This window comes from Apilactobacillus nanyangensis (assembly GCF_016861915.1).
GTDB lineage: Bacteria > Bacillota > Bacilli > Lactobacillales > Lactobacillaceae > Apilactobacillus > Apilactobacillus nanyangensis.
Window position 1 is genome coordinate 35,551 of sequence record NZ_BOLX01000015.1, and the last position, 10,448, is coordinate 45,998.

Genomic DNA, 10,448 nt, shown 5'->3' on the forward strand with positions numbered 1-10,448 from the left:
AATTCATAGAACGAAACAAAAATCTTAATGGAGGGATAAAAGTGTTTGAACTATTTCTGTTTATAGATCCATTGTGTAAAGCATGCAGGAATTCAGAAAATACCGTTTTACAGATTTCTGAAGACGTTGATTCAAAATTTAAGTTGCAGTTCATTCCGATTTACAATCTAAAGGTTGTCCAAACCGACTTCTGCAACTCAAACAATCAACTTAAAAAGCGATTATCTTCTGAAGAACTTTCTGCCTTATACAGAAACGTTGTCTTAGATTATAAGGCTGCCTTATTCCAAGGTATGAAAAAAGGACGTAAGTTCTTAACAGCGATTCAGGATAAACTATTGACTGAAGGTTACATCTACTCAGACGAAATGGCAATTGCGATTGCCCAGAAATGCGGTCTAGATGTTGAAATGTTTAAAGAAGATCGTCGTTCAAACCTTGCTAAGAAATCAATCAAAAAAGACCAAGATTTGGTCCAAAACATGAAGATTGAAAAACCAGCCTCAGCTGTTATCTTCAACTGTGAAGGAAACGATGATGGTATTTTAACTGATGACATTGAATACTCAACACTATTCAATGCTTGCTGTGATAAGAACTTAACTCCTGAATACTTAAAGGATGCGTTAAGCGAAAGCAGTCTAAAAGAAACTAAAATGAAGCACCTTCGTGTTCTAAAATAAAAAAAGCTTCCAACTTTTCGTTGGAGGCTTTTTTGTTATTAAATCAATGATTCTAATTCGTTTAGTCTTTCTTCAAAGACCTTGAATGCATTTTCCAGGTAATCAGCATTAGTCATGTCGATACCGGCTTTTTTCATTACGTTTAATGGGTAATCAGAACTACCTGATTTTAGATAACCAATGTATTTATCGATTGCTTCTTGGTCGTTGGCACAGATACCATCTGACAAATCAATGGCGGCTGCAAAACCAGTTGCGTATTGATATACATAGTAATTCATGTAGAAGTGTGGAATTCTGGCCCATTCGTATGCGATTTCTGGATCAGATACCACTCCGTCACCGTAATAGCGTTGGTTTAGCTTGTAGTAGAAATCACTTAACATCTTAGCAGTTAGTGGGTTCCCCGCTTGTTCTTGTTGATGAGCAAAGTCTTCAAATTCAGCAAATTGAGTTTGTCTGAAAATGGTTCCTTTGAAACCATCTAGGAAGTGATTTAATACATACTTCTTAACTTCTACATCATCGGTATTCTTCAAAAGATAATCAGTTAAGATATTTTCGTTAGTTGTTGATGCAATTTCGGCTAAAAAGATTGAGTAATCACCATATTGGAATGGTTGGTTATGAGTTGTATAGTAACTGTGCATACTGTGACCTGATTCGTGAACCAGTGTAAACAAGTTATCAAGGTTATCTTGCCAGTTTAAAAGGATATATGGATTAGTGTCGTATACTCCTGATGAGTATGCCCCACTTCTCTTTCCCTTGTTTTCAACTACATCAATCCAACGATTGTTAAATTCTTCCTTGATATGATCAATGTAATCATCCCCAAGGATTGATAATGCCTTGATTGATTCTTCCTTAGCTTCATCAAAGTTGTATGAGATTGGTGAACTACCGAATAATGGTGTGTATAAGTCATACATGTGCATTTCATCTAATGAAAGTAATTTCTTTCTTAGTTTAACGTAACGATGTAGTAAAGGTAGGTACTTATTAACAGTACCGATTAGTTGTTGGTATACCTTTTCATCGATGTGGTTATTACTCAATGCGGCTTCCTTAGCTGAACTAAAATGACGCATTGAAGCTCTAAAGTTATGCACCTTTACTTCACCAGAAAGTGTTGATGCTAATGTGTTCTTGAATTGGTTATAAACAGTGTATAACTGTTGGAATGCTTCCTTACGAACACTTCTGTCTGTGGATTCAAGTAACTTACTGTAGACACCGTTTGATAGCTCGACCTTGTTACCATCTTCGTCTGATACGACTGGGAACTTCAAATCTGAATTAGTCATCACGCCATAGACATTTGAAGGAGTATCAAAGATGTTACCTAAACTTGATAGAATTTTTTCATGTTCAGCATCTAAGATGTGGTCCTTTTGACTGAATAGTTCATCAAAGTAGTGTGTGTAATCTACTAATGCTGATTCTTCAGATAGCATCTTCTTTAGGTCATCTTCACTGATGTTTAAAACCGCTGGTTCAAACCATGCTAGTGCTGATGATGCTTTAGATGCTAAATCGGCACATCTAGCATTCATGCTTTGGTATTCTGAATTTGATGTATCAGCATCACTCTTTAATGATGAGTATACATATAATTTTTCAACCTTACGTTCTAGTTTTTCGATTGCTTTTAAATCACTTAAAAGTGTTTTTCCATCAAAGTGATCAGTCTTTAACTTTTCAACAGCTTCGACTTCTTTTGCACATTCTTTGAAATCCGCTTCAAAGTCATTGTCTGTCTTATAAATGGTTGTTAAATCCCAGGTTAATTTTTCTGGTACTTCTGATCTCTTTGGTAATTGTTGTACTTCACTCATAAAAACACCGCCTTTTGAAATATGCTATCTCCATCTTATCAAAAAATAGTGTTATTTTGCGTACTTAGCTCATTTAATTTTTCATAGTAATCGTCAAACCACTTAATTTCGTCGATTATGTGGACTCTACCATTCTTAATTTCAATTTTTCTATTAGTTATCAACTGCATTATCAACAGTTTGAACTCATCTTTAATATACTGAGTGGCGTTATGCACAAGTGGATAATTCGTTTGTAATCCGACCATCTGATTGGCAAACTCAAACACATCCCTTAATTTCACGCGTTCCTTGATACTCGTCATAATCAATATTTTCCATATCAAGAAGTTCTTCCCCATGATTGGACAGGTCACTTGTTTAATATCACAGACAATTGGCGCTCCAGAGATATTATGGTGCTGATTATAACAAACGTTTTGCCACTTTAGCATCTGTTGATTTCGATAAAAAATTTGGTTTTCAATCCTGGTTAACTGACTAATCACACCGTGCATACTACTTTGATACTTAACGATGGTACCTGGATTGTGAATAAACCTCAATAATTCATCCAATCGAGTGAACATAATTCTTTGGTATCTCAGTTTTCCACACACATACTGACAGTTATATCGCACTTCAATTTTGCGTTCATTTACCAACCAGAAAAAGATGGTGAAGCCAATTGAATCGATGTAGTAATAAAACTTATTCACACTATCACTGCCAAACCGTTTTCTGTAATTACTCCCCAATATCCATAGTGATTTCATATGTAGTTTATGGTATCCCGAGATGCGTTCTTTCAATCGTTTCCGTGAAATCGGGCTGCATTGAAACTCAAACGCTAATTTTTGATACAACAAATCAGGACGTTGATTGATTTCAGGTAAATACTTTTCCACGTGTGTATTTCTTTTATCAATAAAATTCAGGAGTTGTTCCTTTCCCATCAAATGTTCATTACTCTCTCCATCCTCCATCGCAATCACACACTGACTGTTCTTAAAGTGTGCAAAATGTGGCGCATTAATATTGCCTCGTTTTAAGATTAACTCTTCTTTACAAATTGGGCAGTAATACTTTTGATTGTCCTTAGCCGCACATGCACTAACTAGTTTTTCTTTATCAGATGCCATTAACATTTTCATCACCCAATAAATTAGATACGAAAAAAGACTGGCATATCTGCCAGTCTTTTTATTAGCCAAAGTATTTATTCAATTGGGTCATTGCGGAATGATCCATGATTACTTTTTTGTCATTGTAATGTTTGAAGTCCACTGCATTGATTTGGTTACCATATTCAACAGCTTCACTCACCGCACTGGTAAAGTGCTTGAAGTCAACTTCATTTTCAGTTCTAGTAGTAGTCAATTGAACCACGTAGAATGAACCGACCTTGTACAATGTTGAATCAACGTCCTCTGTGCCATGAATTGCATCAGCTAGTTTAACAACGTTGTCGAAGTCACTAACCTTTAGAATCATTTCCCACTTTTCAAGTTGTGGATTAAAGTGACCTAAACTTGGTTGCTTAGCGTTTTTAACCATATCCTTGAACGGGTCGCTATTTAAACGTTTACTTGTTGAATCCAAGTCTTGACGTTCACTTCTAGCTTGGTTGATTGTCGCAATCATCATTAGCTTGTAATGGGCGTAATCATCGCTTCTTTCAAGCGCATCAATCATAGTTGAAAGGTTTAATTGAATGTTATCAATGAATTCCTTTGTCTTGTCATCACAATTATGATCTTCGCTCTTGAAATCTAGGATTTTCCCAAGCATTTCCTTGGCACGAATCAAGGAGTACAAACTCTTGGTATCAGTATAGTCCTTAAAATGGCCCATACTTGGTAGTTGTGCTCTTTGTTCGTCAGTTCTGTCTTCACCAGTGTCGGTAAACATTTCAGAACCAGCATCATCATAATTTTCATTATCGTTTTCGCCGTCTTCAATTTCGTCGTCGACGTTATCATCTTCTACTTGTTCATCATCATTGTTATTGATTTGGTTTTGGTTATCAAAAACATTCTTATTCTTAATAAACATGTCTAACCCCGTACTGTTTGGCAATACTTGGAAAGATACCGCCCCGGTACTCTTGAATTCGTCATCTACATCGATTTCGTCCAAGATTGAGTATAAGAAAGATTCAATGCCATCTTCATCACCTAAAAGTGATAATAAATCAATTCCGCGTTCATCTAATTCTTGATTAGTGATTGTTACTTTGATTGTTCCAGAATTAATTTTTTCCATTCTCATCATCGACACCTCTTCTCACGTTCGTTATTTGATACCTATATTTTAACCTATTAACAACGGTTAGTTCAATGATTTAACGTCTTTTAAATCGATTACCATCCCTGTTTTGGGTAAGATCACGTTTACTGAATTATTTGTTGCCATTTCAGTTTGTTTCTTTAAATCATCCAAATCACCATATTGTGGTAAATGACTGATTAAAACATTGTTAACATTGGCATCTAATGCTAATTTACCAGTTTCTTCGGATGTCATGTGCCACTTTTGGCCTTCCTTATCCTCATAGAAATTGGTATCGGTCATTAATAAATCGGCACCTTCACAAAATGTTGTCAAACCTTCAAAGTATCTAGTATCCCCTGTGTAAACTAATACTTGGTTGGTTGCTTTATCTTTAATCTTAATTGCGAATGTAACGACAGGATGTTGTGTTTTCTTAAATGTAATTTCTAAATCACCTAAAGTTAAGACATCATCTTCGTGGTATGGCTTAGCAACCGTATCGTCAAACCAGTTCAAAGCATTAAAGTGTTCTTCATCCTCAGTATGACCATAAATTGATAGAGGCCCTTCTTTTGGCTTGTTAGGTGCTAATTGCCAGTAATGTTGTAAAACACCAACGTCGGCAATATGATCACTGTGGTAGTGAGATAATAAGACTGCATCTAGCTTGTATGGATTTAAGTGCTTTTCTAGTTCCAATAGCACCCCACTTCCACAGTCTAATAATAGATTGAATTTTTCAGTTTGAATTAAATATCCGCTTGTGGCGATTCCATTATCTGGATAACCACCATAATATCCTAATACAGTAACCTTCATTTTGCATACCTTCTACTTGTTTTTATTTACCTTTAGTGTAAATATATAGGTGTGATTTGTAAAATCTTTTTTATCATCTTGGAGGCGTAAAAATGAAAAATCAAATCAGCATGACATTTGGAAGTAATCAAATTTTAAACAAAATCAGAAAACAACATCCCGACGTGAAACTAAGTTTATTCAAAAACGGTGATGATCAGTATCAAATCGTTGATTTTAACGGGAATCAAAACATTTTTAAAAATCCAATTACATTCGATGTATTGAAGAACCATAACTTTACCGAAAAATTTGAGTTTGTAAACTATTCATACTTCAATCTATCAGAAGATGATCAAAAAATATTCGACGCCAGTGTTGAAAAAATGGATCACGATTCTAAGTTAGATAATATGATTTCTTTTGTCATCCTAAAGGAAACCGTTAACCGTAAGCGAACTGTTTTAATGACTACTTGGCATAACTACTTTGATTTCAATAATTGGAAGAAGAGAAATGATTTTTTGAACCTAGCCGAAATGTCATTAAACTATAAACGAGCATAATAAAAAAGCACTTTGAATTAATCAAAGTGCTTTTTTTATTTACTTAATTTTTAATGTCATGGCATTAATTGCAACAATCACTGTACTTAGTGACATGATAACGGCACCTAACATTGGTCCAATAATGATACCAACAGAAGAAAGTGCTCCGGCTGCAAGTGGTAATGCAATGATGTTATATCCGGCACCCCACCATAGGTTTTGAATCATCTTGGTACGAGCATGTTTTGCTAGCTTAACCAGGTTAATCACATCTGCTGGATCGCTGTTTACTAAGACAACGTCTGCAGATTCGATAGCAACGTCAGTACCTGAACCGATGGCAACACCTAAATCAGCCTTTGTTAGACTAGGTGCATCGTTAACTCCATCCCCGATAAACATAACTTTACCTTTTTCTTGGTACTTGGTAACTAGTTTTTGTTTATCTTCTGGAACTAATTGAGCGTTAACTTCCTCAATTCCTAGAATGCTTGCTACCTTGTCAGCAGCTTGCTTATTGTCACCAGTTAGCATAACCGGGATAATGTTTTGACTGTTTAAGAAATCAATCATGTCCTTTGCACCAGGCTTTATTGAATCACCTTCAGCAATGTATCCAACTACCTTACCATCTTCGACAACATAGCTCAATGAGTTACCTTGTTGTAGATACTTATCAGCAGTCTTTTGATCGTAATCAATACCATTCTTGTCTAGATATGAACTAGAAACAACTTGGTATTCCTTACCATCAACAGTTCCCTTGATACCTGAACCGGCAATTTCTTCTACGTTTTCTGCTTGAAGTGATTCTTCATTTAAATCCTTGAACGCTTGAACAATCCCTTGAGCAAGTGGATGACTTGAAGATGATTCGATTGCAGCAGCAATCTTAATTACATCCTTCTTGTCGATGTTTGAATCTAGGCTATCATATGCATTAACTTTAAAATCACCTTGAGTTAAAGTACCTGTTTTATCCATTAAAGCGTATCTAATTTGTTTGATACCTTCTAAAGCGGTCTTGTTTCTAATCAACAATCCATGAGTAGCTGAAATTGAAGTCATTCTTGAAATGATTAAAGGAATAGCTAAACCTAATGCGTGTGGGCAAGCAATGATTAATACACTGACAGTAATTGGAATTGCGTAAGCAACACCATGAATAATGCTCCAAGTTACAAACGCGATTAAAGCAACTACTAATGCGGCATAGAATAGGTATCCAGCCACCTTGTTAGCTAAATCTTCTGCTTCTGATTTTGATGATTGTGCTTCACTTACCATGTTCATAACTTTTGATAAGTAACCACTTTCACCAGTACCAGTAATCTTAACCTTAATAGTTCCACTACCGTTAATTGATCCACCAATTACTGAATCATCGACACTCTTTTGGACATCCCTTGATTCACCAGTAATTAATGATTCGTTTAAAGCAGTGCTTCCATCAACAATTGTTCCATCAGCAGGAACCTTTTCACCTGATTTAATTAAGATGGTTTGTCCTTCTGATAATTCATGAACTGAAACATCTTTAGTTTGACCATCTGATTCAACTAAATGAGCATTATCAGGTAATAATTCCGCTAGCTTGTTTAAAGCAGAACCAGCGTTCATTACTGAGTTCATTTCAATCCAGTGACCCAACAACATAATGACAATCAATGTTGATAATTCCCAGAAGAAATCATTTACCATTGGTGTTACCTTTAAAATGTCATTAGCAATAACTGCGTAAACACTATATACATAAGCAACGGAAATTCCCATTGTGATTAATGACATCATACCTGGCTTTTTACTCTTCATTTCACTGATACATGAAGTAAAGAATGGGTAACCACCGTAAATAAATAGGATGGTTCCTAATACTAAAACAACAAAGTCAGAGCCAGGGAACGTTACTTGGAAAGGCATCTTCATTCCCATCATTGGTGACATGATAATAATTGGAATAGTTAAAATTAATGAAATCCAAAACTTCAATTTTAGGTTTCCCATATGCATGTGACCCATGCTACCGTGGTCCATTCCACCATGGCCCATGTCCATTCCGCAGCCCATGCCACTCATGTTCATGTGACCCATATCGTGGCCCATGTGGCTGTGATCCATGTGATTCATATCATGGTGCATATGTTCGTTGTCCATGTTACCCATATCATGATTCATATGGTGCATATCACAATGATGGTCTCCATGAGAGTGGTCATGTTCCCCACCATGGCTGCAACAGCTCATGTTTTCATGGTCAGAATGGGAATGACCCTCCATCTTCATGTCATCATGATGCATATCGCACTTATGATCTGGGTTGCTGTGATTATGGTGCTTGCAGCAAGCCATTTCTTCATTGTTTTTTTCTTCGTCATTCATATCATGCTTTTTTTCGCACATTTATCTCATCTCCATATAGATTATTCTTCCAAGCACTTACAATGAACTTCTTCCGGTGCCGTATCTCTCTTTTTCTTTAAAACATCGATAATCGAGTCAATGTCACTTTTACTTAACTCAATGCTCTCAATAACATCATGAAGTGTCTCACCATAATGCATACAACACATTGATTCAAAAACTCTCTTAACAGACATATCATATGCTGCTTGTTCCTTGATGGCAGAATAATAGATATTCTTTCTACCATCCTTTTTTATCCCTAAAAATTCTTTATCACATAAACGAGATAATAATGTTTTGATTGTTGATGAACTCCAATCCTTTTTCTTGGATAGGATATCAATCAATTGACTACTAGTTGTCTCCCCTAGTGTCCAAACAATTCTCATTACTTCCCATTCAGATTTCGTAATATCAGTCTTTTCCAAAAGCTGTATCACCCCACTCATTTATTTAACATTTTATAGTCTACAATTGTAGACAAAAGAAGTCAAATAAAAAGGATTGCAACTTAATGCAATCCTTCATTTTCTACGTTAAGGAGAATGAGAGATTCGAACTCTCGCGTGGTTTGACCCACCTAGCGGTTTTCAAGACCGCCCCCTTCAGCCACTTGGGTAATTCTCCATAAATGATGACCCGTACGGGATTCGAACCCATGTTACTGCCGTGAAAGGGCAGTGTCTTAAACCACTTGACCAACGGGTCATAATAAATATTATGACAATAAAAAAAGATTATCCAAATTGGACGATCTTATTTACGGTTCGTACGAGACTCGAACTCGTGACCTCCTGCGTGACAGGCAGGCGTCCTAAACCGACTAGACCAACGAACCATGATTGCGGGAGCCGGATTTGAACCAACGACCTCCGGGTTATGAGCCCGACGAGCTACCAGACTGCTCTATCCCGCGATAATTATATAAAAGAAATATTTTAATGACCCGTACGGGATTCGAACCCATGTTACTGCCGTGAAAGGGCAGTGTCTTAAACCACTTGACCAACGGGTCAGTCAAAAACTAACGGAGAAGGAGAGATTCGAACTCTCGCGCCGGTAACCCGACCTACACCCTTAGCAGGGGCGCCTCTTCAGCCACTTGAGTACTTCTCCAATGGGCCTAGGGGGACTCGAACCTCCGACCTCACGCTTATCAGGCGTGCGCTCTAAACCAACTGAGCTATAGGCCCATATAAAAGCGGGTAACGAGAATCGAACTCGCGACAATAGCTTGGAAGGCTATGGTTTTACCACTAAACTATACCCGCATAATATAAAGTATAACATATATTTAGTTAAATGGCGCGGGACAGAATCGAACTGCCGACACACGGAGCTTCAATCCGTTGCTCTACCAACTGAGCTACCGAGCCATATAAACGGTTCGTACGAGACTCGAACTCGTGACCTCCTGCGTGACAGGCAGGCGTCCTAAACCAACTAGACCAACGAACCAAAATTGCGGGAGCCGGATTTGAACCAACGACCTCCGGGTTATGAGCCCGACGAGCTACCAGACTGCTCTATCCCGCGATAATATAAAGGAGAATGAGAGATTCGAACTCTCGCGTGGTTTGACCCACCTAGCGGTTTTCAAGACCGCCCCCTTCAGCCACTTGGGTAATTCTCCATGTGAATGTGAAACAAAGTCCACAATGGACCTTGTAGGACTCGAACCTACGACCGGACGGTTATGAGCCGTCTGCTCTAACCAACTGAGCTAAAGGTCCAAGACCTAATCGCGGCAGAGGGGATCGAACCCCCGACCTCCCGGGTATGAACCGGACGCTCTAGCCAGCTGAGCTACACCGCGATATGTGACTAAAATGACGAGTTAATTAACTCTATCGGGAAGACAGGATTCGAACCTGCGACCCCCTGGTCCCAAACCAGGTGCTCTACCAAGCTGAGCTACTTCCCGA

Annotated in this window: 8 protein-coding genes and 15 tRNA genes; 2 read left to right on the top strand and 21 right to left on the bottom strand. The window is 37.7% G+C overall.

Features of this window, described 5'->3' with window-relative positions:
- Positions 1-41: 41 nt before the first annotated feature.
- Entirely contained in the window at positions 42-683 is a 642-nt protein-coding gene (locus tag JUD45_RS05970) for a DsbA family protein (RefSeq protein WP_187155819.1), read from the top strand.
- A gap of 38 nt (positions 684-721) precedes the next feature.
- Here JUD45_RS05970 and pepF read toward each other — a convergent pair whose 3' ends face one another.
- The 4 genes from pepF to JUD45_RS05990 all read right to left on the bottom strand — a co-directional run bounded on the left by pepF (position 722) and on the right by JUD45_RS05990 (position 5,593).
- Complete coding sequence (gene pepF / locus JUD45_RS05975) at positions 722-2,521, bottom strand: oligoendopeptidase F (RefSeq protein WP_203619847.1); 1,800 nt, start codon at positions 2,519-2,521, stop codon at positions 722-724.
- Between the two features lie 38 nt (positions 2,522-2,559).
- Positions 2,560-3,642, bottom strand: a complete 1,083-nt coding sequence (locus JUD45_RS05980) for a competence protein CoiA (protein ID WP_187155817.1) — start codon at positions 3,640-3,642, stop codon at positions 2,560-2,562.
- A 64-nt stretch (positions 3,643-3,706) separates the two neighbouring features.
- Positions 3,707-4,765 (bottom strand): adaptor protein MecA, encoded by a 1,059-nt coding sequence (locus JUD45_RS05985; RefSeq protein WP_203619848.1) that lies wholly within the window; start codon positions 4,763-4,765, stop codon positions 3,707-3,709.
- Positions 4,766-4,831: 66 nt separating this feature from the next.
- The gene (locus JUD45_RS05990) at positions 4,832-5,593 is read right to left on the bottom strand and encodes an MBL fold metallo-hydrolase (RefSeq protein ID WP_138726592.1); all 762 of its coding nucleotides are present in this window, start codon (positions 5,591-5,593) and stop codon (positions 4,832-4,834) included.
- A gap of 92 nt (positions 5,594-5,685) precedes the next feature.
- Between JUD45_RS05990 and JUD45_RS05995 the strand changes: the two genes are divergently transcribed.
- Complete coding sequence (locus JUD45_RS05995; protein ID WP_138726591.1) at positions 5,686-6,138, top strand: hypothetical protein; 453 nt, start codon at positions 5,686-5,688, stop codon at positions 6,136-6,138.
- Positions 6,139-6,177: 39 nt separating this feature from the next.
- Here the strand turns inward: JUD45_RS05995 and JUD45_RS06000 are convergent, their stop codons facing one another.
- The 17 genes from JUD45_RS06000 to JUD45_RS06080 form a co-directional block, all read right to left on the bottom strand.
- The gene (locus JUD45_RS06000; protein WP_438800473.1) at positions 6,178-8,259 is read right to left on the bottom strand and encodes a heavy metal translocating P-type ATPase; all 2,082 of its coding nucleotides are present in this window, start codon (positions 8,257-8,259) and stop codon (positions 6,178-6,180) included.
- A 281-nt stretch (positions 8,260-8,540) separates the two neighbouring features.
- A complete protein-coding gene (locus JUD45_RS06005; protein WP_187155815.1) occupies positions 8,541-8,951 on the bottom strand; it encodes a CopY/TcrY family copper transport repressor in 411 nt (136 codons plus the stop codon).
- A gap of 111 nt (positions 8,952-9,062) precedes the next feature.
- Positions 9,063-9,150, bottom strand: a tRNA-Ser gene (locus JUD45_RS06010).
- A gap of 8 nt (positions 9,151-9,158) precedes the next feature.
- Positions 9,159-9,231, bottom strand: a tRNA-Glu gene (locus JUD45_RS06015).
- Positions 9,232-9,286: 55 nt separating this feature from the next.
- Positions 9,287-9,361: transfer RNA gene (locus JUD45_RS06020), tRNA-Asp, on the bottom strand.
- Positions 9,362-9,365: 4 nt separating this feature from the next.
- A tRNA-Met gene (locus tag JUD45_RS06025) sits at positions 9,366-9,439 on the bottom strand.
- Between the two features lie 26 nt (positions 9,440-9,465).
- Positions 9,466-9,538 (bottom strand) — tRNA-Glu (locus JUD45_RS06030).
- 13 nt (positions 9,539-9,551) lie between these two features.
- Positions 9,552-9,639: transfer RNA gene (locus tag JUD45_RS06035), tRNA-Ser, on the bottom strand.
- Between the two features lie 2 nt (positions 9,640-9,641).
- Positions 9,642-9,716, bottom strand: a tRNA-Ile gene (locus JUD45_RS06040).
- A 7-nt stretch (positions 9,717-9,723) separates the two neighbouring features.
- Positions 9,724-9,794: transfer RNA gene (locus JUD45_RS06045), tRNA-Gly, on the bottom strand.
- Between the two features lie 32 nt (positions 9,795-9,826).
- Positions 9,827-9,899 (bottom strand) — tRNA-Phe (locus JUD45_RS06050).
- A gap of 7 nt (positions 9,900-9,906) precedes the next feature.
- Positions 9,907-9,981, bottom strand: a tRNA-Asp gene (locus JUD45_RS06055).
- A 4-nt stretch (positions 9,982-9,985) separates the two neighbouring features.
- Positions 9,986-10,059: transfer RNA gene (locus JUD45_RS06060), tRNA-Met, on the bottom strand.
- A 9-nt stretch (positions 10,060-10,068) separates the two neighbouring features.
- Positions 10,069-10,156: transfer RNA gene (locus JUD45_RS06065), tRNA-Ser, on the bottom strand.
- Positions 10,157-10,182: 26 nt separating this feature from the next.
- Positions 10,183-10,256: transfer RNA gene (locus JUD45_RS06070), tRNA-Ile, on the bottom strand.
- A 9-nt stretch (positions 10,257-10,265) separates the two neighbouring features.
- Positions 10,266-10,339: transfer RNA gene (locus JUD45_RS06075), tRNA-Met, on the bottom strand.
- Between the two features lie 34 nt (positions 10,340-10,373).
- Positions 10,374-10,447: transfer RNA gene (locus JUD45_RS06080), tRNA-Pro, on the bottom strand.
- Between the last annotated feature and the right edge of the window lies 1 nt (position 10,448).

Bases quoted from the DNA above. Each gene is read 5' to 3' on its own strand.
- JUD45_RS06000 (WP_438800473.1), bottom strand. From the start codon at position 8,259: ATGCACCATGATATGAATCACATGGATCACAGCCACATGGGCCACGAT.
- JUD45_RS05980 (WP_187155817.1), bottom strand. From the start codon at position 3,642: ATGGCATCTGATAAAGAAAAACTAGTTAGTGCATGTGCGGCTAAGGAC.
- JUD45_RS05990 (WP_138726592.1), bottom strand. From the start codon at position 5,593: ATGAAGGTTACTGTATTAGGATATTATGGTGGTTATCCAGATAATGGA.
- pepF (WP_203619847.1), bottom strand. From the start codon at position 2,521: ATGAGTGAAGTACAACAATTACCAAAGAGATCAGAAGTACCAGAAAAA.
- JUD45_RS05985 (WP_203619848.1), bottom strand. From the start codon at position 4,765: ATGGAAAAAATTAATTCTGGAACAATCAAAGTAACAATCACTAATCAA.
- JUD45_RS05995 (WP_138726591.1), top strand. From the start codon at position 5,686: ATGAAAAATCAAATCAGCATGACATTTGGAAGTAATCAAATTTTAAAC.